This window comes from Streptomyces sp. NPDC058683, assembly GCF_042716195.1.
Taxonomy (GTDB): domain Bacteria; phylum Actinomycetota; class Actinomycetes; order Streptomycetales; family Streptomycetaceae; genus Streptomyces.
Genome location: NZ_JBHXSK010000029.1, coordinates 44,617 through 70,477 on the forward strand (window position 1 = coordinate 44,617; position 25,861 = coordinate 70,477).

Sequence of the window (25,861 nt, forward strand, 5' to 3'; positions counted from 1 at the left end):
GTCACACCGGTTCATAACCGTCACACTGGTTCACGTCGGCTTCGCAATGCGAACGCCCCGGCATCAACTTGGTGTCGGGGTGTGCGTACCTGTGGACGGTCGCGGCAGCCTGTCGCTGGCTGCCGATAGGCTGAAAGCATGACGCCAGCCGAGCAGCCAACGGCCCCCCAGACAGAACCGGACGACGCACTGGTAGCGGATTCCCGCGAACGCGCCGTCCGCTCGCTGCTGCGCCGACCCGAGCTGAGGCGGTTGTGGAGCGCCCAGCTAGTCAGCGGCGTCGGCGACACGCTGGCGCTCCTTGTCCTTGTCGTGCTCACGCTCCAAGCGGCGATCGCGCAGGGTTCGTTCGGCGGTGGCTACCGCGGTGTGGCGTTCGCGGTGGCGATCGTCTTCGGGGTGCGCATTCTGGCCACCCTGCTCTTCGGCGCGGTTCTGCTGGGCCCGCTGTCCACGCTGACCGCCCAGGACGGCCCGCTGGACCGCCGCTGGACCATGGTCGGCGCCGACGGCCTGCGTGCGGCCCTGCTGATCATCGCGCCCCTGTGGATCGACTGGACACCGGAGAACGCCCCGGCGGTGCTGCTGGTGACGGCCTTCGTCACCGGCGTCGCCGAGCGCTTCTGGACGGTCTGCCGGGAGAGCGCGGCCCCCGCGCTGCTGCCCGCCCCGCCCCCGGAGGGCGCGACGGTACGACCGCTGCCGGACCACCTGGACGCACTGCGCCGCCTGTCGCTGCGTACGACCTTCCTGGCGGTCCCGCTCGCGGCCGCCGCGCTCGTCGTCGCCTCTCTGATCAACAACCTGCTGGGCACGGGCATCGAGTGGTTCGCCCAGCACCAGGCGGCCCTCGGGTCGTACGTGGCGGCGGGGCTGTTCGCCGCCTCCCTCTCGGTGCTGGTCTACCTGGAGGTTCCCGGCACGCGCACTCCGCGCGCGCGGTCGCCGCTGGAGGGCCTGCGCCGGCCCAAGGCCGGCACCGGCATCGACCGGGGCCGTACCGGCGTCATCCCGCTGCTCGTCACGGCCTGCGCCGCCGTCGCCGGCGCGATCTCCGCGGCGGTCGCCGTCTCCGTGCTGCACGCCAAGGACCTGGGCGGCGGCCCGGTCCTGTACGGCCTGCTGGTGCTCGCGCTGACCGGCGGGGTCGCCATCGGCATCCGTACGGCGCCCGCACTGCTGCCGACGCTCTCCCGCCGCCGGCTGCTGTCGCTGGCCATCGCCTTCACCGGCATCGCGCTGCTGGCCGGCGGCCTGGTCCCGGACGTCACCACCGTGCTGCTGATCGTCGCGCTGGCCGGCATCGGCGCGGGCGTGGCCGCCAACACCGGGCACACCCTGCTCGACCAGGAGACCGAGGACTACCGCAAGGCCCGCACCACCGAGCATCTGCACGCGGTGGTCCGGGTCGCCATAGCGCTCGGCGCGGTGATCGCGCCCTTGGTGGCCGCCCTGATCGGGCCGCACCGGCTGGAGAACGGCAAGTTCGTGTTCGCGCACGGCGGTGCCGCGTTCACCCTGATGCTGGTCGGCGCGCTGCTGCTGCCGGTGGCCGCGCTGGTGCTCGCCAAGGTCGACGACCGCGCGGGCGTACCGCTCCGGCACGACCTGCGGGACGCCTTGCTCGGCGGCGACGACCCGGCGCAGGTGCCCACGACCAACGGTTTCTTCATCGCCCTGGAGGGCGGCGACGGCGCCGGGAAGTCCACCCAGGCCGAGGCCCTCGCCGAGTGGATCCGCGCCAAGGGCCACGAGGTCGTCCTCACCCGCGAGCCGGGCGCCACCCCGGTCGGCAAGCGGCTGCGCTCGATCCTCCTCGACGTCTCGTCGGCCGGTCTGTCGCACCGCGCGGAGGCGCTGCTGTACGCCGCCGACCGCGCGGAGCACGTCGACACGGTCGTCCGGCCCGCCCTGGAGCGCGGCGCGGTCGTCATCTCCGACCGGTACATCGACTCCTCCGTCGCCTACCAGGGCGCCGGACGCGATCTCTCCCCGACCGAGGTCGCCCGTATCAACCGCTGGGCGACCGACGGACTGGTCCCGCATCTGACGGTCCTGCTGGACGTGGACCCGGAGACCGCCCGCGAGCGGTTCACCGAGGCACCCGACCGGCTGGAGTCGGAGCCCGCCGAGTTCCACGCGCGCGTACGGGCCGGATTCCTGACGCTGGCCGCCTCCGACCCCGGCCGCTACCTGGTCGTCGACGCCGGTCAGGAACCCGAGTCGGTGACCACCGTCATCCGGGCCCGGCTCGACACCGTGCTGCCGCTGTCCGAGGCCGAGATCAAGGCCGCCGAGGAGGCCCGCAAGGCCGCCGAGGAGGAGGCCCGCCGCAAGGCCGAGGAAGAGGCCGCGCGCAAGGCCGAGGAGGAGCGCCTGGAGCGGGAGCGCCAGGAGCAGCTCGCCAAGCTGCGCGCCGAGGAGGAGGAGCGCAAGCGCCGCGAGCTGGAGGAGGCGCAGCGCCGCGAGGCCGAACGGCAGGCGGAGGAGGCCCGGCTGCGCGCCGAGGAGGCCCGCAGGCGTGCCGAGGAGGAGCAGGCCCGGCTGCTCGCCGAGGAGAAGGCCCGCGCGGAGACGGAGGCCCGCCGCCAGGCCGAGGAGGAACGGCGCCGCCAGCAGGCCGAGGAGGAGGCCCGGCTGCACGCCGAGGCCGAGGAACGGCGCCTGGAGAAGCAGCGCAAGGCCGAGGAGGCCCTGCTCAAGGCCGAGCAGGCGCGGCGCGCCGCGGCGGAGGCGGCGGCCGCGGCCGACGTGGCCGCCCGGGAGTCGGCCGCGCCCCGGCCGACGGCGCCCGGTGTCACACCGGAGGCGACGACCATGCCGACTCCGGTGGTGCGGTCGGACGACGAGCCGCCGGCCGCGCCGAGGCGCGCGGTGGACGAGACCACGGTGCTGCGTCCGGTCCGTGCGGACCGCGAGCCCGCGCCCCGGGAGTCCGAGTCCGAGGTGACGGCGCAGCTGCCGCAGCCGCCGGCGGGGGCGTCCGACGAGACGGCGGTGCTGCCTCCGGTGGCGCCGGGCGCCGCGGACGAAACGGCCGTGCTGCCTTCGGTGGGTGCGGCCGACGAAACGGCCGTGCTGCCTCCGGTGGGTGCGGCCGACGAGACCGCCGTGCTGCCTCCCGTGCGCGACGACGCCACCGCTCCCGCCGACGCTCCGGCGGACCGGATGCCGCCCGGCTTCTTCCGGGACGAGCGGGCGGGCGGGTCCGGCGGGAACCCCGACGGGTCCGAGGGCCGTACGCGCGAGCTGCCGCAGGTCGACGACGACGGCTCGGCCCGGCGGCAGCGCCCCCGGCCCGACTGGGCCGAGGAGACCCCGCTGGACGACCTGCCGTCGCTGGCGGACGAGCTGCTGGGGTCGTACGAGGACGAGGAGTTCGGCGACGAGCGGGGCCGCAGGGGTCGCGGGCGGCGCGGCTGACCCGTCCCGGGCCGGAGACGCTCGTCACGGGGGTGGTGCGGGTCGGGATGCCGGCCGGTGCCGCCCCCGTTGCCATAGGTGCGGGACCTCCCGCCGATGCGGGACCCGTCGGTGCGGAACCCGTTGTCAGTGGGCGCCCGCACAATGGAGTCCGGGCCACGGAACCGGTGGACTCGGGATCAGGGTGCAGAGATCAGCGCGCGTGACGGACGAAAGGGCGGCGTGACCCATGACCGTATGGGACGACCTCGTCGGGCAGGAGCGGGTGAGCGAGGTGCTCACCGCCGCCGCCCGGGACGCCGACGCCCTGGTCACCGCCGTCGCGGCCGGCCAGCCGCTGCCGGAGGCGTCCAAGATGACGCACGCCTGGCTGTTCACGGGCCCGCCCGGTGCCGGGCGGAACCAGACGGCGCGGGCCTTCGCCGCCGCCCTCCAGTGCGTGAGCCCCGACCGCGCTCTCGGCGGAGCCCCCGGCTGCGGCTTCTGCGACGGCTGCCACACCGCACTGATCGGCACCCACGCGGACGTCGCCGCGGTCGCCGCCGTCGGCTCCGAGATCCTGGTCAAGGACATGCGCGACACGGTCCGCAAGTCCTACACGTCTCCGGCGACCGGCCGCTGGCAGATCATCCTCGTCGAGGACGCCGAGCGGCTGAACGAGAAGTCGGCCAACGCCGTCCTCAAGGCCGTCGAGGAGCCGGCCCCCCGCACGGTCTGGCTGCTCTGCGCGCCGTCGATCGAGGACGTGCTGCCCACGATCCGCTCCCGCTGCCGTCACCTGAACCTCAGCACCCCCTCGGTGGCGGCGGTCGCCGACATGCTCGTACGGCGCGAGGGCATCGAGCCCCAGGTGGCCGAGGCGGTCGCCCGCGCCACCCAGGGGCATGTCGACCGGGCCCGCCGGCTGGCCACCGACCCGGCCGCCCGTGCGCGCCGTGCCGCCGTGCTGAAGCTGCCGCTGCGGCTGGACGAGATCGGCGCGTGCCTGAAGGCCGCCCAGGAGCTGGTGGACGCGGCGGCCGAGGACGCCAAGCAGCTCGCCGAGGAGGTGGACGGCAAGGAGACCGAGGAGCTGAAGACGGCGCTCGGCGCCGCCCAGGGCGGACGGCTGCCGCGCGGCACGGCGGGTGTGATGAAGGACCTGGAGGACATGCAGAAGCGCCGTCGTACCAGGACCCAGCGGGACAGCCTCGACGTCGCCCTCACCGACCTCACAGGCTTCTACCGCGATGTCCTCGCCCTCCAGCTGGGCTCCAGGGTCGCGATCGCCAACGGGGACGCGGAGGACGCCCTGGAGCGGCTGGCCCGCGCCGGCTCGCCCGAGTCCACGCTCCGCCGGATCGAGGCGATCGCCGCCTGCCGGGAGGCCCTCGACCGCAATGTGGCGCCGCTGCTGGCGGTGGAGGCGATGACGATGGCACTGAGAGCGGGCTGAGCGTCCTACCGAGGGCCGGCGTTCACGTCGTTGACCGGGGTCACCCGTACGAGCCACAGTCAACACGCACCGCACGTAGATCATCTCTCAGCGTTACGCTCGATTGATGCACACCTGGCGAACCCTCCGCCGTACCCGGATCCATACCCGTTCCCGGACGCGTACCCGGACCCGGACTCGCACCAGCGCCCTGACCTCGGCGGCGCTGCTGTCGGCCGCCGCCCTGCTCGTCTCCGCGTGCTCCTCCCCGGAGAGCGCCTCGACGTCGACCTCGGCCGGCATCGCCCAGCTGGCCGCGCTGCCCCGCTCGACCCCGTCCGCGCTGGCGCCGTACTACGACCAGAAGCTCAGCTGGCGCAGCTGCGGCGTCCCCGGCTTCCAGTGCGCCACGATGAAGGCCCCGCTCGACTACGCCCAGCCCGGCGCGGGTGACGTGCGGCTGGCGGTGGCCCGGAAGCAGGCCACCGGCAAGGCGAAGCCGCTCGGTTCGCTGCTGGTCAACCCGGGTGGGCCGGGCGGCTCGGCGGTGGACTACCTCCAGCAGTACGCGGGGATCGGCTACCCCTCCGAGGTGCGGGCACGTTACGACATCGTCGCGATGGACCCGCGTGGAGTCGCCCGCAGCGAGCCCGTCGAGTGCCTCGACGGACCGCAGATGGACACGTACACCGAGACCGACGTGACGCCCGACGACCGGAAGGAGACGGACGAACTGGTCGGGGAGTACAAGAAGTTCGCGGAGGCGTGCGGGACGCACTCGGCGGAACTGCTGCGCCATGTCTCCACCGCCGACTCGGCGCGTGACATGGACATCCTGCGCGCGGTGCTCGGCGACCCGAAGCTGAACTACGTGGGTGCGTCGTACGGCACCTTCCTCGGCGCGACCTACGCGGGGCTGTTCCCGGAGCGGGTCGGGCGGATGGTCCTGGACGGCGCGATGGACCCCTCCCTGTCCGCGCGCCAGCTGAACCTGGAGCAGACGGCGGGGTTCGAGACCGCGTTCCAGTCCTTCGCGAAGGACTGCGCGAAGCGCACCGACTGTCCGCTGGGCGCGAAGGGAAGCACGCCGACGCAGATCGCGGACAACCTCAGCACGTTCTTCCGGAAGCTCGACGCGCACCCGCTCCCGACCGGCGACGCGGACGGCCGCAAGCTCACCGAGTCCCTCGGCACGACCGGTGTGATCGCGGCGATGTACGACCAGGTGGAATGGGGGCAGCTGCGTGACGCGCTGCACACGGCGATGAAGGAGAACGACGGCGCGGGCCTGCTCGCCCTCTCCGACAGCTACTACGAGCGCGATCCCGACGGCCGTTACTCGAACCTGATGTTCGCCAACGCCGCGGTGAACTGCCTGGACCTGCCGCCCGCCTTCACCGGCCCCGAGCAGGTCGAGAAGGCGCTGCCCGAGTTCGAGAAGGCGTCCCCGGTGTTCGGGGCCAACCTGGCCTGGGCCTCGCTGAACTGCACGTACTGGCCGGTGCGGGCCACGGGGGAGCCGCATCGCATCGAGGCGAAGGGCGCCGCGCCGATCGTCGTGGTCGGCACCACCCGGGACCCGGCGACGCCGTACCCCTGGGCCCGGTCCCTGGCCCGCCAGCTCACCTCGGCCCGGCTCCTCACCTACGTCGGCGACGGCCACACCGCATACGGCCGGGGCAGCGCCTGCATCGACTCGGCGATCGACACCTACCTCCTCAAGGGCACCCCTCCGGCGGATGGAAAGCGCTGCTCATAGGCCCTGCCCGCGCCCCGGGAGCCCCGCTGCCGGGGCGTGTCCCGAGCACCCTCGGAAACTGTGTAGACTTACCGACGTCGCTGATCGCACCATAGTGCGGGCGACGCGCCGCCTTAGCTCAGATGGCCAGAGCAACGCACTCGTAATGCGTAGGTCTCGGGTTCGAATCCCGAAGGCGGCTCCCTTGAAGCCCAGCTCAGACGGTGTCTGAGCTGGGCTTTCTCGTTCAGCGGACGCGACGGCGACGCCTGGCGCGGGCCGGGCGGCGGCCGCACGGCCGCCGGGGCCCGCGACGGGACGTCAGCCGAGGATGCGGACCGGGGCGCCGTCGAGGTAGGCCTGGATGTTCTCCACGGCCTGGCCGTAGTAGCGCTCGTAGTTGGCGCGGGACACGTAGCCGAGATGCGGGGTGGCGAGCAGTCGCGGCGCGGTGCGCATCGGGTGGTCGCCGGGCAGGGGTTCCACGTCGAAGACGTCGACGCCGCCACCGGCGATACGGCCCTCGTGCAGCGCGGCGAGCAGGGCGTCCTGGTCGACGATCGCGGACCGCGAGGTGTTGATCAGATAGGCGGTGGGCTTGAGCAGGGCGAGCTCGGGGGCGCCGATCAGGCCCCTGGTCCGGTCGCCCAGCGCGAGGTGGACGGAGACGAAGTCGCCGTTCGCCAGCAACTCCTCCTTGGAGGAGGCGAGTTCGACGCCGACCTCGTCCGCGCGTTCCTTGGTGAGGTGCAGGCTCCAGGCAGTGACCTTCATGCCGAAGGCCAGCCCGACCTGGGCCACCCGGCTGCCGATCTTGCCCAGTCCGAGCAGGCCGAGCGTGCGGCCGTCCAGGTCGGCGCCGACGGTGGACTGCCAGGGGCCGCCGTCGCGCAGGGCGTTGTTCTCCTGGACGATGCCGCGGGCGAGGCCGAGCAGCAGGGCCCAGGTGAGTTCGAGCGGCGGTGTCGAGGAGCTCTGGGTGCCGCACACCGTGACGCCGCCCGCCTGCGCGGCCGCGTAGTCGATCACCGAGTTGCGCATACCGGAGGCGATCAGCAGCTTCAGGCGGGGCAGCCGGTTCAGCAGCGAGGCCGGGAAGGGCACCCGCTCGCGCAGGGTGATCACGAAGTCGAAGTCGGCGAGGACCGCGGCGAGTTCGTCCTCGGTGGCGAAGTGCCCGGTGAAGGAGACGACCTCCACCCGCTCGCCCAGCGTCGACCAGTCGGCGTACGTGCCCGCCACGTTCTGGAAGTCGTCGAGTACGGCGCAGCGGAATCGCATGTCGGTTCTCCCAGGTGTGCTCACTGTCGGGGCGCGAGCGCGCGCCCGGTCCGGGGTGCCCGGCAGCACGATCCTGCCCTGGTCGATCACGGCACCGCGGAACGGGTCGTCCATCAGGCCGGGACGGGTCAGAGGTCGGTCGGTGCGGAGTTCCTGAGTTCCGGGAGGCGTTGGGCCAGGCGGTTGCCGAGGGCCGCGTGGCGGAACTGGTAGGTGCGGCCCAGTTGGATGAGGACGTCCCGGGTGTGGAGGGCGTCCAGGTAGGTTCCGATGCGCCAGGGGAGGCGGCCGTGCAGGGCGTGCCAGGTGTGGCAGACCGTCACCGGGATGGAGGCGGTGTAGCAGGAGGCCAGGATCCAGCCGATGGCCAGGCCGAAGAGGACGCCGTGGTGGAGGTGGAGGACCAGGACGGTCTGGCCGTCGCGGTTCAGGAGCCGGTCGCCGAAGCCGTAGACCACCGCGGCGGCGCCGGCCGTCTCCAGGAGGGTGGCGCCGAGGACGCAGCCCACCAGGACCCGGCGATCGTTGGTGAGTGAACCGCGGGCCGTCGCGGAGTCGCCGTCCGGCCGGTGCTGGTTGTACCAGAGCAGCAGTCCGGCGAGGATCCCGATCGGCACGCCGAGGCAGAGGCCGAAGACGACGATCAGTGTGGTGCCGTAGCTCCAGCCGAACTGGAGGGTGAGGAACAGCCCGGCCAGACTTCCGATGCCCACCGCCGGGACGATGCCCCGGACCAGGCAGAGCCAGAGCTGTTCGAGCTGCGGACGGTTGGTCAGGGCAACCCGGCTGGCCTCGGGAGCGGCGGCCGGTTCGGACAGCCACCGGCAGGTGAGGGTGCCCAGGCCGGTGCCGATCAGCATCGAACCGTACGCCTGGAACCAGCCGCCGCCCTTGGGCAGCTGCCAGCCGGCCAGCAGCAGCGCCGCCACCACGACGGTCCCGGCGACCGGTACGGCGAGCAGCGCGCCGACCGCGATGCGGCGGGACCTGCCGGTCAGATACGGCTGCAGCAGGAGTACGGCCGTGAAGGCGCAGCCCAGTTCGAGCGCGTCGATCACCCCGCCGCGCAGGTCGATCAGGACGGTGCCGGCGGCCGCCACCCCCGCCGCCCCAACGGCGCCGGTCAGCAACTCGGCCCGCGGCCACCCGGACGGGCGGGGTTCGCTGTCGCGCAGCATGCCCATGGTCAGTACGGTCGTGAAGCCGATCGTCAGTCCGCGCGTGAAGCCCACCGGCATGTTCAGCCCGAGCAGATAGCCGAGGACGAGCACCGGCGCGCAGGCGCCCACCAGGACCCAGTGGGGTGTCCACGCGGTGATCCCCCACCAGGCGAGCACACCGGGGGTGCCCGGCCGGCCGTGGCCCATCCGGTCGGCCAGCCAGGCGGCACGGTAGGCGGCCCGCCGCGCGCCCGGCAGGCTCCGGTTGTGCGAGTCCGCCCCGGAGGGCGTCCGGCGCCGGTGGAAGGCGACGGCGATGAAGCCGTCCATCAGGGCGGTGCGTACCTGGCCGGGCTCCTGCCGGGCCAGCGCCGCCAGTGCGCCCGGTGTGGCCGGCAGCGGGTCGCCCACCAGCGTGGTCCGGCCGCCGTACAGCCGCCAGGCCATGTCCAGGTAGAGGGGCACGGTGAGGAGTCGTACGGTCGTGTCGGATCCCTGTTCGAGTTCCTGGATCAGCGGCTCCCAGCGGGGGAGAGTGGCCGAGTCGGCCGCCAGCTGGGTCAGGTAGCGGCGGACCCGGGCGGGTTCGGGCGGCAGCAGGTCGAAGCGTCTGAGGCGGCGCAGCGCCAGTCCCTCCGCCAGCAGGTCGGCGAAGGCCGGACGGGCGAGCACCAGCAGCTGGCGTTCGGCGGAGAGATCCCGGAGCTGGGCGATGGCGTCGTCCCACGCCTCCCGTGGGATCTCGTCGGCGCCGTCGAGGATGAGCCATACGTCGGGACTGTTCAGCAGGCGCTGGGCGAGCCGTCCGTCGCTCCACTCGGCCGAGCGGGCCAGCGAACGCAGTTGCCCGAGCGCCGCGCCCTCCAGCCACCGTTCGAACGACTCGTGCCGGGCGTCCCAGGAGGCGAGGCTGAGCAGCAGCGGAACCGGCCCCGTCGGGCCGTTCAGCGCGCTGCGCGTGATCAGCAGCGCCAGGGTCGTCTTTCCCGCGCCCGGTCCGCCGGAGACGACCGCCCGGAACAGGGCGCCGTCCGGTCTGATGAGAGAGGCGTAGTACGAGCCGAGGTCCGCGCCGTACTGTCCGGCCGCCGCCCGCGGCAGACCGGTCGGCGCGGGTCCGTCGAGGGGGTCGACGACCACCCGGTGGTGCTGTCCGGACGGGCCGGTCCGGGCGGACAGCGGGAGGGGGAGCAGTACTCCGGAGTCCAGGCCGCGGCGGACGGCCTCCTGGACCCAGATCAGGTTCAGGGTGTCCCTGCGCTCGTGGGCCAGGATCTCGTCCAGTCCGGCGGCTCCGGGGGTGGGGCCGCTCCGCGGTGCCAGGACCGCGTAGGCCGTGTACGCCAGGCTGAGCAGTGCGACCGCGGTGGCCAGCCAGCGTTCCGGCTCGGCGGCGAGGAGGGCCGCGCAGGGGATCGATATCAGTGACAGTCTTGCCGGTTTCGGCGCTCTGGACCACCGTCCGCGTAACCGACGCAGATGTCTTCGCACGGTCCGTCCCCCGTTCGTGTCCTGTCGTTCGTGTCCTGTCGTCCATGTCCTGCGCTGACGTGCCGTCATGCTCCGTGCCGGCATGGAGTCAAGTCCTGTGATGTCACGCCTTGCGTGACGTCGTCATGTTCCGTCGTCATGTCCCATTCCCGGTGGGGAGCGCGAATCCCCCGGTTCCGGCAGGCGAATCGAACAAGGAGCTCTGGAACGGGTGATCGTGGACGGGAACCTATGGTCGGCGAAAATAGTCGATCAAATCATTGTCAAAGCCGACACAAAGTGGGCCCATGCCCGGAGCTTTGGGGTATCTGAGGCAACATCCTGGTGAACGGTGAGTGCCCCTCGGTCAGGCGTGGGCACCGCCGTCAGCCGGATGGGGTGAGGGCATGGTGCAGCCGAGGCTCGCGGTTGCCGTGGTGACCATGGGGAACCGGCCCGACGAAGTCGACGCCCTGCTCAGGTCCGTCGCCAAGCAGGACCTCGCCCCCGACCGCATCGTGATCGTCGGCAACGGCTGCCGGCTCCCCGAGTTCGCCCGCCGCCTCGACCTGCCCGGCGAGGTCACCACCCTCGACGTCGAGGACAACCTCGGCTGCCCCGGCGGCCGCAACATCGCCCTGGCCCGGCTGCGCGAGTACGGCGACGTGGACGTCGTCGTCGAACTGGACGACGACGGGGTGCTCGTCGACGTCGAGGTGTTCCGGCAGGTCCGGGATCTGTTCGCCGCCGACCCCCGCCTCGGCATCGTCGGCTTCCGCATCGCGGACGAACAGGGCGAGACCCAGCGGCGGCACGTGCCACGCGTCGGCAACGCCGACCCGCTGCGCGGGGGTTACGTCACCGGGTTCCTCGGCGGCGGGCACGCCCTGCGCATGGCCATGCTCACGGAGACCGGCGACTGGCCCGCCGAGTTCTTCTTCGCGCACGAGGAGACCGACCTGGCCTGGCGGGCCGCCGACGCCGGCTGGAAGATCCTCTACGCGCCCGAGCTGCTCCTCCAGCACCCCCGGACCTCGCCGGCCCGGCATGCCGTCTACTTCCGGGTGACCGCCCGCAACCGGGTCTGGCTGACCCGCCGCCGGCTGCCCCTGCCGCTGATCCCGGTGCACATGGCCGTGTGGACGATGATCACCCTCCTGCGCACCCGTTCGACGGGTGGGCTGCGGGCCTGGTTCGGGGGCTTCGTGGAGGGGATGCGCGAGCCTGCCGGTGAGCGTCGGCCGATGCGCTGGCGCACGGTCTGGCGGCTCACCCGGCTCGGCCGGCCGCCCGTCATCTGACTCCGGCGGCCTGCTGGAAACGGGACGAGAGTCCCGGTCGTTCACCTCCGCCGACCGGGACCCTCTCGCGTCCCCGGAGCCAGGCCTGCGGCGACACTCCCCCGAGTTGCGCGTTGTACACGCGCGCCGTCGGGCCCGGTCCGATGCGAAGATCACATCAGGGTTCGCCAACGGATCGCTAACATATGGCCAGCGGTTCCTCCGGAGGTCGCCGACCGGTTGGCGTGAAGGCGTCGTAGGACTCCGGGAACAGGCCGGAAACCCTGCGGATTCCGGCCCCGACGGCACGGAGAAGGTGGCGCGAATTCGTTCTCGACGGGATCGGATTCCGCCAGGAGCCGGGTACCGGCGGGCATCCCCGCCGTGCGGCGCGGTCGGTCATGACCGTGCGGGAAGGCGATGGGCGGAGTGATGCGGCGGTACGAGCTGCGGTTCGGACTGCTGGGACCTCCGGTGCTGTATCTCCCCGGCGGCGAAGTCCGGCCCATCGGCAGTCCGAAGATGCGCGCACTGCTCGCCGCGCTGCTCCTGGACGCCGGGCGGGTCGTCTCCGTCGAGTCGGTCAAGGACGCGCTGTGGGGCGGGGCGCCCCCGGTGTCCGCGCAGGCCTCGCTGCACAACCACGTCACCCGACTGCGCCGGCTCCTCGACGACCCGGAGCGGCTGCGGGCCGTACCCCCCGGGTATTTGCTGCGCGTCGACGACGGTGAGCTGGACGTCGACGTGTTCGGCATGCGGGTGGCGCAGGCGCGCGCCGCGCACGGGCGCCGGGAGTGGGCGCCGGTGCTCAGCGCGTGCGCCGACGCCCTCGCGCTCTGGCGCGGCAGCCCGCTCTGCGGCCTCCCTGCCGACTTCGGCGGCTACGCCTTCGTGCAGCGCCTGGAGGAGGCCCGGCTGCTCCTGCTGGAGTGGCGCTACGACGCGGAGCTCGCCCTCGGCGGGCCGCGACTGGGCGGCGTCGTACCCGAGTTGGCGGCGCTGGTCGCGGAGTACCCGCTCCGTGAGGCCTACCACCGCCAGCTGATGCTCGCCCTGCACCGCACCGGCCGCCAGGCCGAGGCCCTCGCCGTCCACCGTGACCTGCGCAACCGCCTGATCGAGGAACTCGGCGTCGAGCCGGGGGCGGCGGTACGCGAGGCTCATGTGGAGGTGCTGCGGGGGAGTGGCGGGGCGGGGGAGAGCGGGCCGTACCGGGATGTGACCGACGGGGGCGGGTCGGGCGCGGCGGTGGGCGACGAAGGGGTGTCGGGCGCGGGTGGGCCGGACAAGGGGGTGCGTGCAGGTGGTGCGGGGGCGTCGGGGCCGGTCGCGCAGTTCCCCGCGCCCCTGAGGGGCGGGTCGGCGAACCGTCGGGTGGCAGACGAGGGCGCTGACGCCGTGGCGAGGTACGGCTCGGACGACGAGCAGCCCGCCGGTCCCGGTTCTACGCGCGGCGACTCCCCGGCGCCCCGGCCCGCTCAACTTCCCCCGCCTCCGGCCTACTTCACCGGACGCACCGCCGTCCGTGAAGAACTGGGCGGTGCCCTCACCACCGCGCCCGCCCCGGCCGTCGCCGTCGTCAGCGGTATGGCCGGAGTCGGCAAGAGCGCCCTCGCGCTGCATGTCGCCCATCAGCTGCGGGAACGGTTTCCTGACGGCCAGCTCTACGTCAACCTGCACGGCGCCACCCCCGGCGTACCCCCGCTCGCCCCCGCCCAGGCGCTCGCCGCGCTGTTGCGGGACCTTGGCGCCGACCCCCGGCACATCGCCGAACATCCGGACGCGGCCGCCGCGTTGCTGCGCTCGCTGCTCGCGCCGACCCGCACCCTGCTGCTGTTCGACGACGCGGCGAACGCCGCCCAGGTGCGGCCGCTGCTCCCCGGCGGCCCCGGCTGCGCGGTGATCGTCACCAGCCGTTCGCCGCTCACCGCGCTCGACGGCGTCCGCCGGTTTCCGCTCGGACCGCTGACCGGCGAGGACAGCGCGGCCCTGCTGCGCACGGTCAGCGGGCGGGACGAGATCGACGCCGGTCACCCGCTCGTCGGCCTCACCGGCCGGCTGCCGCTCGCCCTGCGGGTGGTCGCCGCCCGGCTGGCCGCCCGCCGCGCCCTCACCCCCGAGGTGCTGGCCGGACAACTCGCCGCCACCGAGGGCAGGTTGCAGCACCTCGAATACGACGACCTGAGCGTCCGGCGCTCCCTCGCCGTCGCCCATGACGCCCTGGCCGCCTCCGACCGGGCACCCGACCGCGACGCCGCCCTCGTCCTGCGCCACATCGGCGCCCTCGACCTGCCCACCTACGGCGCACTCCTGATCGCCCGCCTCACCGGCACCGACGCACGCCGCGCCGAGGCCGCCCTGGACCGGCTGGTCGACGTGGCCCTCCTGGAGGAGACCGCCTACGGCCGCTACACCCCGCACGACCTGGTACGGGACTTCGCACGGGAGCTGGCCGAGGGGACCGGCCGGACCGACCGCACCGAGGCCGCACTCACCGCCCTGCGCTGGTACGCCGCCGTCGCCGAACTCGCCCTCGTCGCCATCCTCGAACCCGGCCTCGAACAGGGCGACCGGCTCCGGCCCACCGCCGCCCAGCCCGCCGAACACCAGCCGTACACCGCTGCCTTGCCCCCCTTCGAGTGTGCCGAGCATGCCTTCGCCTGGGGCGATCTGGAGCTGGAGAACATCGTCGCCCTGGTGGAGCGGTACGCCGACACCGCCGACCCGCGGATCAGCGCCCACCTCTCCACGCTCGTCCGGCTGTTCTTCCCCTATGTCCTGCGCAGCGGCCGGGTCGACGAGATGGAGGTGCTCGGCACGGCCGGTCTGGCCGCCGCCCGGCGCCTGGGCGACGAGCCCGCCGAGGCCTACGCCCTGGGCGACCTCGCCGGGCTGCACTTCCTGACCGGCCGCCAGCGGGAGGCCCTCGCCCTGACCGACCAGGCCCTCGCCGTCTGGCGGCGGCTGGACGTGGCGTCCTGGATCCGGCGCTGCCTGAACAACCGGGGGCTGCTGCTCGAGGGGCTCGGACGGTACGACGAGTCGGGCGAGGCGCTGCGGCAGAGCCTGGAGTACTCCCGGCAGCTGAACGACCCCTACGGCGAGGCCGTCACCCACAGCCACCTCGGCAACCTCTACGAGCACACCGACCCCCGTGCCGCCATCGAGCAGCACCGGCGTTCACTGGCGATCGGGGACGCCATCGGCGCCGTCATCGTGCAGCACTCCGCGCACTGCAACATCGGCTACGCCCATCTCGCCCTCGGCGAACCGGCGGCCGCCGCCACGCACTTCGAGGAGAGCCTGCGCATCCTCGGCCGCCACGGCGACTGGCACGGCGAGTCCCAGACCCGGCTCGGTCTGGTCCGTGCCCTGCGCGAGCTCGGCCGCACCGACCGCGCCCACCACGAGTGCGCCGAACTCCTGCACCGCGCCGACGCCCGCGCCGACCGCTACACCGGCGGTCTCGCCCGCCACCAGCTCGGTCTGCTCCTGCGCGAGCAGGGGCGCACGAGCGAGGCGTACGACGTCTGGCGCGCTGCCCTGGCCGCCCTGGACGGCACCGACGAGCCCGCCGTCCTGGTGGAGCTGCGCGAGCTGCTGGCGGCCGGTGACTGATCACTTCGCGTCGGCATAACACTCCACCACCGCCGTCGTGAAGAGGAAGCGGACCGGCGTCTCCCCGAACGTCAGCCGTCCCGCCAGGTCGGCCGCCTCCCGGATCGCCGCCACGACCGCCCCGGTCTCCTCCTCGGGACAGTGCACGATCACCTCGTCGTGCTGGAAGAAGACCAGCTCGGCCGCCAGGTCCGCACAGGTCCGGCGCAGCGCCGCGAGCATCAGCAGAGCCCAGTCGGCGGCGCTGCCCTGGACGACGAAGTTGCGGGCGAAGCGGCCTCTGGCACGGGAGTTGGTGGATGCGTAGCCCGGTACCCAGCCGTCGGGCGCAGGTTCCTCCGCTTCCTGCTGGGGCATGCCCGCCTCCTCCGTGCCGTCGCCCGCACCGGCCGCCGGCGGACAGGTCCGGCCCAGCCAGGTCCGCACCAGCCGGCCCTCCTCGCCGGCCCGCGCCGCGTCGTCGACGTAGGCCACCGCCCGGGGGAAACGTCGTCTGAGCGCGGCCAGGTTCTTCAGACCGTCGCCGGAGGTCTGGCCGTAGACCGCGCCCAGGACGGCGAGCTTGGCCTGTCCGCGGTCGCCGGAGAAGGCGCGGTCGGAGACGGACTGGTAGAGGTCGGTCTCCCGCCCCGCGACCTCCATCAGCCCGGGGTCGCGAGAGATCGCCGCGAGCACCCGCGGCTCCATCTGGTCGGCATCGGCGACCACCAGCCGCCAGCCGGAGTCGGCGACCGCGGCCCGCCGGATCACCTTGGGGATCTGCAGCGCGCCCCCGCCGTTGGTCACCCAGCGTCCGGTGACCGTGCCGCCCGCATGGAACTCGGGCCGGAACCGGCCGTCGCGCACCCAGTCCTGGAGCCAGGTCCAGCCGTGCGCCACCCAGATCCGGTACAGCTTCTTGTATTCGAGGAGCGGTTCCACCGCCGGGTGGTCGATGCCGGAGAGCTCCCAGCGGCGGGTGGACTTCACCTTGATCCCGGCCTGGGCGAAGGCCTTGATCACATCGGCGGGCAGATCCGGGCGCACCCGCCTGCCGAACGCGGCCGACACCTCGTCCGCCAGCTCGGCCAGCCGGCGGGGCTCACCGCCGCCCGCGTACCGCTCGCCGAGCAGTTCGCGCAGCACCTCGCGGTGGACCTCGGCGCTCCAGGGCAGGCCCGCGCGGTTCATCTCGGCGGCGATCAGCATCCCCGCCGACTCCGCTGCCGTCAGCAGCCGCATCCGGTCCGGGTGTTCGGCCCGGTCGTGGCGGCGCTGCTGCTCGGCGTAGACCGCGAGGAGTTCGTCGAGCGTCAGGCGGGCGGTGCCCTGCGGCTCGAACAGCGGGGACTGCGCGCCCGGTTCGGCCGAGCGCTGTGGTGGATCGGGCGGTACGGGGCCGCCGCGGAGGCGGGCCAGGGCGGCGGCGGCCGAGTGCGGCTCACCGGACCGTCCCTCGTGGCCCAGCAGGAGGGTTTCGGCGTCCTCGATGTCGTAGCACCGCTCTACTCGCACCCCCGTGGCGAGCAGACGCGGGTAGACCTCGGCGGTCGACCGCCACACCCAGCGCGTGACCTCCGGGCGGCCCCTGACCGCCCCGGCGAGATCGGACTCCCGCCGCACCGGCCCGGCGGGCAGCCCGTCCGGACCGAGGGGGGCGACGTCCACGCCACCGTCCTCGGCCGGAGCGAGAGCCCACCGGTCGGTCATGCTGCGAGTGTGGCACCCGGCACTGACAATGGTCCTGACCTGGGGATTCAGCGTCTCGGCGGACCTTTCAGCGGACCTTTCAGCCCGCCCCGCCCTCCTTCGCCTCGTCCTCCTCCGGCCCGCCCGCCGTCGCCGCCGCTGCGCCCGCGGCCTCCGCCGCCGCGTTCTTCTGTTCCAGCAGCAGTCCCAGCACCTTGGCGATGTACGCCTCGGTGGCCGGCTTGGTGATGCCGAGGCCGCTGAGGACGCCCTCGCCGTTCTCGTGTTCCAGGAGGGCCAGCAGCAGGTGCTCGGTCCCGATGTAGTTGTGGCCGAGGCGCAGGGCCTCGCGGAAGGTGAGTTCGAGGGCCTTCTTGGCCTCCGGGCCGTAGGGGACGAGGTCGGGGACGTTATCGGCGGCCGGCGGGAGCGCGGCCGTCGCCGCCTGGCGCACGGTGTCCAGCAGGACCCCCTGCGCGGTGATCGCCTTCGCCGCGATGCCGTCCGGCTCGGAGAGAAGGCCGAGGACCAGGTGCTCGGGGCGGCCCTCGGGGTTGCGCGCCGCGATCGCCTCGTTGTGGGCCGCCATGACCACGTTCTTCGCGCGCGGGGTGTAGCGGCTGAAGCCCTGGCTGGGGTCGAGGTCGGCCGACTCCTTGGGCACGAAGCGTTTCTGGGCCGCCTGCCGGGTCACGCCCATGCTCTTGCCGATCTCGGTCCAGGAAGCGCCCGAGCGCCGGGCCTGGTCGACGAAGTGGCCGATCAGATGGTCGGCCACGTCGCCCAGGTGATCGGCGGCGATCACCGCGTCCTGGAGCTGGTCGAGGGGTTCGGGGTGAACCGTCTTGATCGCCGCGATGAGGTCGTCGAGGCGTACGGATGCCGTGATGTTCGGGTTGGTCGCCATGTGTCAACCGTAAGTTGACACCCTGAGGTTGTCAACCTTCGGTTGACAGTTCTGATTCATGGTGACGGCCGCGCTGTGCACCGCCACGCGCGCGTGGCGGCGGATTCCGGGGCCCGGGGTGGCGGACTGTCGGACAGTTGTCCACAGGGTGTGGACGACCGCCCGGTGTTGTCGGTGGCGCGTGGCACGATCGACATGTGACCAGCAGCCAGCCCACCACCGTCGACCGAGCCTTCCAGAGCGCCCTGTACGACGGCACCGACTCCGGCCTCGACACGGGCGCGTCCCTCCTCGCGGCCGATACCGGCGCGGACGCGGAACTCACGCGCCGGGGCCGGGAGTTCGTCGCGGCTGCCTGGCGGCGCGGCTGGCAGCCCGCCGACGTCGTACGACTGGTGCGGCGCGAGTTGGACGACCCGCACGTCCGGCTGGCCGCCGGGTTGATCCGGGCGCAGGCGCCGGACGACCGGCGGCGCGGCCCCCGCTGGCAGGCGCAGCTGGACGCGCTGCCGGACGGCCACGCACGCGTGGGCGACCGTTTCTCGCACGCCACCGCCGTCCTGGAGCTGTACCGGCTGCTGCTGCGGCTGCCCGCCCTGGAGCCCCTCGACGAGTCCGGGCCCCGCGCGGACACGCACCGGCCGGAGTCCCGCATGCTCACCCGGATCCGGGCGCTGCTCGCCAAGGCCGAGGCGACCGGCTTCCCGGAGGAGGCGGAGGCGCTCAGCGCCAAGGCGCAGGAGCTGATGGCCCGGCACAGCGTCGACGAGGCGCTGCTCGCGGCGGGGGCGCCCGCGCCGGATGCACCCGGAGCCTGCCGGATCGGGGTCGAGCCGCCGTACGAGCAGGCCAAGGCGGTGCTGCTGGACGCGGTCGCCACGGCCAACCACTGCCGGTCGGTGTGGAACGAGCCGCTGGCCTTCTCCACGGTCGTCGGCTTCGAGGCGGACCTGGAGGCGGTCGAGCTGCTCTACACCTCACTGCTGGTGCAGGCCACGCACGCGATGACGCAGGCGGAGGCGGCGCAGCGGGCGGGCGGCCGGAAGCGGACGAAGACCTTCCGGCAGTCCTTCCTGGCGGCGTACGCCCACCGGGTCGGTGACCGGCTGGCGGCCGCCGCGCGGGCGGCCGTCACCGAGGCCGAGGCACCCCAGGACCTGCTGCCGGTCCTGGCCACCAGGGAGATGGCCGTGACCGACCGCATGGAGCGGATGTTCCCGGAGACCACCACGACCCGCCTGCGCGGGGTGACCGACGAGGCGGGCTGGACGGAGGGCACGAGAGCGGCGGACCGGGCCCAGGTCCACTCACGCTCCCAACTGCCCTAGACCCGACGCGCGGTGCGGCCCGGCCCGACGCACGACCCGGCCCAACGCGCGACCCGGCCCGACCCGGTCCGACCCGCTCCGACCGCCCCGACCCGGTCCGACCGGCCGGCCCGACCCGGCCAGACCGACCCGCTCCGGCCGCCCGGAATCAGTCCCCCGCCTGCTGGAACGCCCCCACCGTCGCGTTCGGCTTGTCCGCGGAGGTCTTGCCCGCCACCGGCCCGTACTTCCAGGGGAAGCTCTCCGTCGCGTCGCTCCCCGGCAGGGACACCGTCACCGACGTGGCCGCGAGGCTCGCCTTGTCGCCGTCCTTGCCGCGCACATAGCTGATCGAGAACGTCGCGGAGTCGCCCTTGGCGAGCTTGAGCTTCTCGGACTTCGCGCCCGACAGGGTGGCCAGCGTCGCCGAGGTGCCGCCTGCCTTGAGCGTGACGCCGGCGAAGCCGTCCAGCGTGCACGGCGCGCTCTGGTTGGTGATGCTCACCGGCACCTCGCCGGTGTCCCCCGCGGCCGGCGCGACGCTCGCGGAGCCGACCTGGACGGAGACCTTGCCCACCTCGCAGGCCGTGCTGTTCTTGCCGCTGGTGCCGGCGTTGCCGTCGTCGCAGGCGGTCAGGGCGAGGGCGGCGGCGAGGGCTGTGACGGTGAGCGGAATGGCGCGCATGAGCAGATCCCCATCGAGGTCGTGGCGGTGTCCCAGCATCATCACGCCCCCGCCGGGGTGCTGCGCGCCCGCCCCCGCCCTCGACCGCTTCGCGCCGTCCTTTCACCGGTCGGCGCGGGCCGGTGAAAGTACGCCTCAGCCGCCGAATACGCCCCGATTGCCCCTATTACCCTACTGTCCGAGGCTTGCCGTCGGCAGCCCGGACGGGAGCTTGCCGCCCTCCGCCTTGGTGTAGGTCTCCTCGCCGGATTTTCCGGACCAGGTGACCTTCATGCCGCTCTTGCTGACCGAGTCGACCATTCCGGTGACGCGGTCCTTGCTGCCGCCCGTGCAGGTGAGGTGGATCATCCGCATCCCGGCCTCCTCGCCGGCGGTTCCGCTGCACACGGACCCGCCGGTCTCGAAGAGCCCGGCCTGCTTGCCGGTGATCACCAGGGCGACGATCTTGCCGCCGCTCGTGGTGATCCAACTGCCCTGCAGTGCGTCGGACGAGGCCGTGGCGTCGTCCGATCCGGATGTGGCGGTCGCGGCCGCGGACGTGCCCGACGAGGTGGCCGAGGAGTCGCCGGAGCCGCCGGAACTGCCCGAGTCGCCGCCGCTGCTGCACGCGGCCAGCGCAAGCGCGCCCACCAGCGCCGCCGCGGTGGCGGCCACGGTCCGCGCGGTCGGCCGCGCGGGAGACCGTACGGCCGGTGCGGCCGCCGCAGCCGATGCGCCACGCGCCGCGGCCGAGGCCCCGGCGGCAGCCGTCTCCGTGTGCGCCGCAGCAGCAGTCGCAGCGGAAGCCGCAGCCGTCTCCGTGTGCGTCGTAGCCGTACTCGCCATAGCCGTGGTCACCGCAACGCTCCCAAGCTCTAGGGGGGTCGGCCGCCCGTTCGCCCGAACGACAGCGGCAAGCTACCAGCAGTCACCAGGAGGACTTGCGGACGCCAGGTAGGTATCCGCTGTGAGCCTGCTCCCGCAGATTCACGCGGGACAGACCGAAAGCACGGAAGTAGCCGCGCGGGCGGCCGTCCACCTGGTCGCGGTTGCGTACACGCGTGGCGCTCGCGTCGCGCGGCTGCCCGCGCAGCTCACGCTGGGCGGCGAGCCGCTCGGCCGCGGTGCCGCCCGGCCGCCGGAGGATCTCCTTCAGCTCGGCCCGGCGGGCGGCGTGGCGGGCGACGATCTCCTGCCGCCGCTCGTTCTTCGCGATCTTGCTCTTCTTCGCCATATCGGTGCCTCGCCCCCGTCAGACCTTCACGCCCCGCGCGCGGATGCGTGCCACGGCCGCCGTCACGCCGATCGTGTCGACCGTCTTCACGGCACGGGCGCTCAGCCGGAGCCGTACGTGCCGGTTCTCGCCCGGCAGCCAGTAGCGCCTGGTCTGGATGTTGGGGTCGAAGCGGCGGGAGGTCCGCCGGTGGGAGTGTGAGATCCGGTTGCCGAAGCCGGGCCGGGCGCCGGTCAGCATGCAGTGCGCGGACATGGTGACGTACCTCTCAGTCCTGTGGATTAGTGTTAATGGGATTCATTTTCAGTAATGTAGCAGCCATGGCACGCAACGAACTCCGTCCGGTCATCAGGCTCCGGTCCACCGCAGGGACCGGCTACACCTACGTGACCCGCAAGAACCGCCGGAACGACCCGGACCGTATGACCCTGCGCAAGTTCGACCCGGCCGCCGGCCGGCACGTCGATTTCCGAGAGGAGCGCTGAACCGCCGTCATGCGCAAGGGAATCCACCCCGCCTACGGCCCGGTCGTGTTCCGTGACCGCGCCGCGAACCACGCCTTCCTCACCAGCTCGACGATGACGAGCGAGAAGACGATCGAGTGGGAGGACGGCCGGACCTACCCGGTGGTCGACGTCGAGATCTCGAACGTCAGCCACCCCTTCTACACCGGCACCGCCCGCGTCCTGGACACCGCCGGGCGCGTGGAGCGCTTCGAGCGGCGGTACGGAAGGCGGCAGGGCTGATGCTCCCCGCCTCCCCGCTCCCCGTCGTGATCGTCGGCGGGCTGCATGCCGACGCCCGCAGGCAGGCGGTCGCCCGGCTGCTCGCCGACGTCCCCGGCGCGGTCGTCGTCCACCACGACCTCTCGACAGCCGCCGAGGGCATGGTCGTACGCACCGTCCGGGACGCCACCGGCCCGCTGTCCATGGGAGAGACGCCCCTGGTCGACGACTGCGCCTGCTGTGCCCTGCGCGAGGACCTGGTGCCCGAGCTGCGCCGGCTCGCCGCCGACGGCGTCAACCGGCTCGCGGTCGTCGAGCTGTGGGACTCCGTCGAGCCCAAGGCGATGGCCGAGGCGATCGTCGCGGGCGGGCTCACGGTCACCGGTGTGATCACCGCCGTCGACCCGGCGCTGCTGCTGCCGTACCTCGGCAACGGCGACGACCTCGCCGACATCGGCCTGGCCGCGGCCGCCACCGACCGGCGCACGGTCGCCGACACCTTCGCCCGGCAGCTGGAGTACGCCCCCGTCCTCGCCGTCGTCGACTCCCCGGAGGCCGACGACGAGGACCGCGAGCTGCTCGCGCAGCTCCACCCCACAGCCCGGCGCGTCCCCCTCCCGGGCGGCCCCCCGACAGCCCGCCGAGTCCTCCTGCCGGGCGGCCACCCGGGGGACTCGGCGGGCCCCGGGCCGGACACCCCGCTGGCCCGGGCCGCTCTCGCCGGCTTCGACGTGGAGGCGGCCGCCGCCGCCCAGCACCCGGCCTGCGCCCTGCTGCCCGCCGAGGCCGACGGCTACGGTGTCACCACCCTGGTCTGGCACCGCAGGCGCCCCTTCCATCCCGAGCGGCTGTACGCGGCCCTGGAGGACCTGACCTGTGCGGCGGCCCGCAGCCGGGGCCGGTTCTGGCTCGCCGAGAAGCCCGACGTGCTGTTGCACTGGGACGCGGCGGGCGGCGCCCTCTGCGTGGAGAGCGCGGGGCCCTGGCTCGCCACCCTCCCGGACGCGGCCTGGGAGCTGGTTCCGCCGGTGCGCCGGGCCGCCGCCGCGCTGGACTGGCACCCGGAGCACGGCGACTGCTGCCAGCACCTCGTCTTCACGTCCCCCGGTCTCGACCGCGACGGGCTCGAACGGCTGCTGGAGTCCTGCCTGCTGACCGACGCCGAGTACGCCGGCGGGCGCGCCGCCTGGAAACGGCTGCCGCCCGCCTTCGACACCCTCCTGGAGGTCTGACCCCGCCACGCCCCGCACGACCGACCGTCAGCCGGCGAAGAACCGGCCCAACCCGCTGAACCGGGCGGGCGTGACCTACTATCCGTGTGGACCGGTTCCTTCCGTATCCGCCCGCGAAGGTCTGGCGCGCCCTCACGGAGCCCGATCCGCTCGTGCAGCGGCAGATGCAGGAGGCCGTGAACGTCCGTCTCGAGGTCGGTCACCGGTACCGGGCGGCCTCGGTCCCGCGCCCCGGCGCCGCCGTCCCGCGCCCCGGCGCCGCCGTCCCGGGCGTCGTCGACGTGCGGGTTCTCGCCCGCGACCCGGAGTGGATGCCGTCCGTCCAGTGGTCCGATCCCGATCCGGCCGGTCTCGCTCACTGGACCATCACATGGACGTTGGAACACCAGGGCCGCGGTACGCGTCTCTTCCTAGTACATGAGGGGTTCGATCCGGACGACCCGGCGCAGATGGTGGCGCGCAAGATCATGGACGGGGCCGGCGGTCGCATGTCCGTGCAGCTCCGGGGCAGACGCTGGAGCAGCTTGGGTAAAGCGGGCGTCAAAGCTGTAACCGGAGGAACACCCCGCGTGCACGTGCATCTGCTCATGCATCTGCACGTGAACGGGGTTATGATCCGGGTCAGTTGACCACAGCATCAATGGCCACATCAGCCAGTTAGTGCACCACCGGGGAGCGACCTGTGAACCTCGACGTTGACGGCGTGTACGGGGGGTTTGACGTGTACAACGGCATGGCTGCGACGCAGCTGGACGGAGTGGCCTGGCAGAAGAGCAGGCACAGCAACTCGCAGGGTTCCTGCGTCGAGTTCGCGCGGTTGCCGGGCGGTGACGTGGCGGTCCGCAACTCGCGGTTCCCGGACGGGCCCGCGCTCGTCTACACCCGCGCGGAGATCGAGGCGATGCTCCTCGGCGTCAAGGACGGCGAGTTCGATCACCTGATAGTGAGCTGAGGCCGGGCGCGCCAGGAGAAACCCGGCGCATTCGCCATAGAACGCACGGTAACGCGCGTAGAAACCCGGCGTCCTAAGACGCCGGGTTTCCTATTCGGCGGGCTGCAGCCGGAACAGGGCCCACACGACCTTGCCGCTGAGGGTGCCCGCCAGCGGGTGCCAGCCCCAGCTGTCGCTGAAGGAGTCGACCAGGAACAGCCCGCGGCCGGACTCCGCCGAGAAGTCGTCGGAGTCTCCGGGGGCAGGAGTGTCGTGGCTCGGGTCGCGCACCGCGCACACCAGCCGCTCGGTCCACCGCATCAGGTGCAGCCGCACGGCAGGCGCCTGATGCGCGACGGGATGCTCGGACTCACCGGGCATCGCGTGCCGCAGGGCGTTGGTGACGAGCTCCGACACGACGAGGCAGACGTCGTCGAAGCGCTCGCCGACGTCCCACTGGTCGAGCGTTCTCCGGGTGAACAGCCGGGCCTCGCGCACCGCTTCGTAGCGGGCCGGCAGGGCGCAGGAGGCGGCGTTGGACACGGCCGCGGGATCAAGCGGCGGAAGGCCCTGCCGTAATGGCTTGAGCATGGTCGATCCATTCGTCCCCATGCGAGGCACTCCCGGGAATTCGCGGTCGTTGCGATGCAGCGGTGGCGCGGGACCATGGTTTCGGATGCGCACAGCAGATGCAAGGGCAGATGCACGTGCACGCGACCGAATTGGACCCTCCCGTACCGCTTGTTGGCCATTTTTTCCGCCAACTTGCAGCCGATGGCTCACTACCTGCTTGCAACTTCCTGTGCTTAAACTTTGGCCGCTTTCCGTTTCCGTAACCGGGCGAGTACTGCTCGGAGTGTTTTAGTGGCAGACTGCGGGCCCTGAAGACGGTTGGGGAGGCTGGCGAACGTGAGCGCGGGAGAGCCCGGATCGGTGGTGCGGCGAATGCTGCTCGGCTCGCAACTCAGGCGGCTGCGTGAGGCCCGGGGCATCACCCGCGAGGCCGCGGGGTACTCGATCCGTGCCTCCGAATCGAAGATCAGCCGTATGGAGCTGGGCCGGGTGAGCTTCAAGACGAGGGACGTGGAAGACCTGCTGACGCTGTACGGCATCACCGACGAGGCCGAGCGCGAACAGCTCGTCTCCCTCGCCCGGGAGGCCAACGTGGCGGGCTGGTGGCACAGTTACTCGGACGTCCTGCCGAGCTGGTTCCCCACCTATGTCGGCCTGGAGGGCGCGGCCCATCTGATCCGCGCGTACGAGGTGCAGTTCGTGCACGGCCTCCTCCAGACCGAGGAGTACGCGCGCGCCGTGGTGCGGCGCGGCATGAAGGGGGCCAGTGAGGAGGATGTCGAGCGCCGGGTCACCCTGCGCATGGAGCGGCAGAAGTACCTGGTGGCCGAAAACGCCCCCGACTTCCATATCGTCCTCGACGAGGCCGCCCTGCGCCGGCCGTACGGCAGCCGCGAGGTGATGCGGGGGCAGCTCCAGCATCTCGTCGAGATCTCCGAGCGGTCCAACGTACGGCTGCAGATCATGCCGTTCAGCTTCGGCGGCCACTCCGGCGAGGGCGGCTCCTTCACGATCCTGGGCTTCCCGGAGTCCGACCTGTCCGACGTGGTCTACCTGGAGCAGCTCACCAGCGCCCTCTACCTCGACAAGCGCGAGGACGTCGCCCAGTACGAGCAGGCGCTCAAGGAACTCCAGCAGGACAGCCCCGGACCGGACGAGAGCCGGGACCTGCTGCGCGGGCTGCTCCAGCTGTCGTAGATATATCGACGCACCGGGGGATTACCCTCGACCCCGCCG

General features: G+C 72.8%; 21 protein-coding genes and 1 tRNA gene. 13 read left to right on the top strand and 9 right to left on the bottom strand.

The features are described 5' to 3' along the window. Positions 1 to 138: 138 nt before the first annotated feature. The 4 genes from tmk to ACFWXC_RS29490 all read left to right on the top strand — a co-directional run bounded on the left by tmk (position 139) and on the right by ACFWXC_RS29490 (position 6,777). Positions 139 to 3,423, top strand: coding sequence for a dTMP kinase (tmk, locus tag ACFWXC_RS29475; RefSeq protein WP_384483318.1), 3,285 nt, complete (start codon positions 139 to 141; stop codon positions 3,421 to 3,423). Positions 3,424 to 3,652: 229 nt separating this feature from the next. Then, positions 3,653 to 4,858 (top strand): DNA polymerase III subunit delta', encoded by a 1,206-nt coding sequence (locus tag ACFWXC_RS29480; protein ID WP_384483319.1) that lies wholly within the window; start codon positions 3,653 to 3,655, stop codon positions 4,856 to 4,858. Positions 4,859 to 4,964: 106 nt separating this feature from the next. Further along, complete coding sequence (locus ACFWXC_RS29485) at positions 4,965 to 6,596, top strand: alpha/beta hydrolase (RefSeq protein WP_384483320.1); 1,632 nt, start codon at positions 4,965 to 4,967, stop codon at positions 6,594 to 6,596. Positions 6,597 to 6,703: 107 nt separating this feature from the next. Next, positions 6,704 to 6,777, top strand: a tRNA-Thr gene (locus tag ACFWXC_RS29490). A 119-nt stretch (positions 6,778 to 6,896) separates the two neighbouring features. Here the strand turns inward: ACFWXC_RS29490 and ACFWXC_RS29495 are convergent. After that, positions 6,897 to 7,856: a D-2-hydroxyacid dehydrogenase family protein gene (locus ACFWXC_RS29495; protein ID WP_384483321.1), complete on the bottom strand. Its 960-nt coding sequence runs from the start codon at positions 7,854 to 7,856 to the stop codon at positions 6,897 to 6,899. A gap of 128 nt (positions 7,857 to 7,984) precedes the next feature. Next, positions 7,985 to 10,507: a hypothetical protein gene (locus ACFWXC_RS29500; protein ID WP_384483322.1), complete on the bottom strand. Its 2,523-nt coding sequence runs from the start codon at positions 10,505 to 10,507 to the stop codon at positions 7,985 to 7,987. 386 nt (positions 10,508 to 10,893) lie between these two features. On the opposite strand from ACFWXC_RS29500, the gene ACFWXC_RS29505 reads away from it, so the two are divergent. Both ACFWXC_RS29505 and ACFWXC_RS29510 read left to right on the top strand, forming a co-directional pair. Then, the gene (locus ACFWXC_RS29505) at positions 10,894 to 11,787 is read left to right on the top strand and encodes a glycosyltransferase family 2 protein (RefSeq protein WP_384483323.1); all 894 of its coding nucleotides are present in this window, start codon (positions 10,894 to 10,896) and stop codon (positions 11,785 to 11,787) included. 399 nt (positions 11,788 to 12,186) lie between these two features. After that, the gene (locus ACFWXC_RS29510; RefSeq protein WP_384483324.1) at positions 12,187 to 15,384 is read left to right on the top strand and encodes a BTAD domain-containing putative transcriptional regulator; all 3,198 of its coding nucleotides are present in this window, start codon (positions 12,187 to 12,189) and stop codon (positions 15,382 to 15,384) included. Here ACFWXC_RS29510 and ACFWXC_RS29515 read toward each other — a convergent pair whose 3' ends face one another. Both ACFWXC_RS29515 and ACFWXC_RS29520 read right to left on the bottom strand, forming a co-directional pair. Next, a complete protein-coding gene (locus ACFWXC_RS29515; protein ID WP_384483325.1) occupies positions 15,385 to 17,073 on the bottom strand; it encodes a bifunctional 3'-5' exonuclease/DNA polymerase in 1,689 nt (562 codons plus the stop codon). It abuts the gene before it with no gap. 79 nt (positions 17,074 to 17,152) lie between these two features. Then, positions 17,153 to 17,959 carry a Clp protease N-terminal domain-containing protein gene (locus tag ACFWXC_RS29520; protein ID WP_384483326.1) on the bottom strand — a complete coding sequence of 269 codons (807 nt, stop codon included), beginning with the start codon at positions 17,957 to 17,959 and terminating at the stop codon, positions 17,153 to 17,155. 197 nt (positions 17,960 to 18,156) lie between these two features. Here ACFWXC_RS29520 and ACFWXC_RS29525 point away from each other — a divergent pair, with 197 nt between their 5' ends. Then, positions 18,157 to 19,287 (top strand): DUF2786 domain-containing protein, encoded by a 1,131-nt coding sequence (locus ACFWXC_RS29525; protein WP_384483327.1) that lies wholly within the window; start codon positions 18,157 to 18,159, stop codon positions 19,285 to 19,287. Positions 19,288 to 19,435: 148 nt separating this feature from the next. Here the strand turns inward: ACFWXC_RS29525 and ACFWXC_RS29530 are convergent, their stop codons facing one another. From ACFWXC_RS29530 to rpmB, 4 genes are all read right to left on the bottom strand, one after another. After that, entirely contained in the window at positions 19,436 to 19,951 is a 516-nt protein-coding gene (locus tag ACFWXC_RS29530) for a DUF4232 domain-containing protein (RefSeq protein WP_384483328.1), read from the bottom strand. Positions 19,952 to 20,122: 171 nt separating this feature from the next. Beyond that, positions 20,123 to 20,605, bottom strand: coding sequence for a hypothetical protein (locus ACFWXC_RS29535; RefSeq protein ID WP_384483329.1), 483 nt, complete (start codon positions 20,603 to 20,605; stop codon positions 20,123 to 20,125). 253 nt (positions 20,606 to 20,858) lie between these two features. Then, positions 20,859 to 21,164 (bottom strand): 30S ribosomal protein S14, encoded by a 306-nt coding sequence (gene rpsN / locus ACFWXC_RS29540; protein ID WP_384483330.1) that lies wholly within the window; start codon positions 21,162 to 21,164, stop codon positions 20,859 to 20,861. 18 nt (positions 21,165 to 21,182) lie between these two features. Next, positions 21,183 to 21,419: a 50S ribosomal protein L28 gene (gene rpmB / locus ACFWXC_RS29545; RefSeq protein ID WP_384483331.1), complete on the bottom strand. Its 237-nt coding sequence runs from the start codon at positions 21,417 to 21,419 to the stop codon at positions 21,183 to 21,185. 65 nt (positions 21,420 to 21,484) lie between these two features. Here rpmB and rpmG point away from each other — a divergent pair, with 65 nt between their 5' ends. From rpmG to ACFWXC_RS29570, 5 genes are all read left to right on the top strand, one after another. Continuing rightward, on the top strand, positions 21,485 to 21,649 hold the full coding sequence (gene rpmG / locus ACFWXC_RS29550; RefSeq protein ID WP_351712082.1) for a 50S ribosomal protein L33: 165 nt from the start codon (positions 21,485 to 21,487) through the stop codon (positions 21,647 to 21,649). A 9-nt stretch (positions 21,650 to 21,658) separates the two neighbouring features. After that, entirely contained in the window at positions 21,659 to 21,910 is a 252-nt protein-coding gene (locus tag ACFWXC_RS29555) for a type B 50S ribosomal protein L31 (protein ID WP_351747185.1), read from the top strand. Continuing rightward, positions 21,910 to 23,121, top strand: coding sequence for a CobW family GTP-binding protein (locus tag ACFWXC_RS29560; protein WP_384483332.1), 1,212 nt, complete (start codon positions 21,910 to 21,912; stop codon positions 23,119 to 23,121). The genes ACFWXC_RS29555 and ACFWXC_RS29560 overlap by 1 nt, the downstream gene beginning before the upstream one ends. Before the next feature lie 86 nt (positions 23,122 to 23,207). Then, positions 23,208 to 23,750, top strand: a complete 543-nt coding sequence (locus ACFWXC_RS29565; protein WP_384483333.1) for an SRPBCC domain-containing protein — start codon at positions 23,208 to 23,210, stop codon at positions 23,748 to 23,750. Positions 23,751 to 23,854: 104 nt separating this feature from the next. Next, on the top strand, positions 23,855 to 24,073 hold the full coding sequence (locus ACFWXC_RS29570) for a DUF397 domain-containing protein (RefSeq protein WP_052270045.1): 219 nt from the start codon (positions 23,855 to 23,857) through the stop codon (positions 24,071 to 24,073). Positions 24,074 to 24,163: 90 nt separating this feature from the next. Here the strand turns inward: ACFWXC_RS29570 and ACFWXC_RS29575 are convergent, their stop codons facing one another. Next, positions 24,164 to 24,664, bottom strand: coding sequence for an ATP-binding protein (locus ACFWXC_RS29575; RefSeq protein ID WP_384483334.1), 501 nt, complete (start codon positions 24,662 to 24,664; stop codon positions 24,164 to 24,166). Positions 24,665 to 24,997: 333 nt separating this feature from the next. Between ACFWXC_RS29575 and ACFWXC_RS29580 the strand changes: the two genes are divergently transcribed. Beyond that, positions 24,998 to 25,822: a helix-turn-helix domain-containing protein gene (locus ACFWXC_RS29580; RefSeq protein WP_384483397.1), complete on the top strand. Its 825-nt coding sequence runs from the start codon at positions 24,998 to 25,000 to the stop codon at positions 25,820 to 25,822. The last annotated feature ends 39 nt before the right edge of the window (positions 25,823 to 25,861 follow it).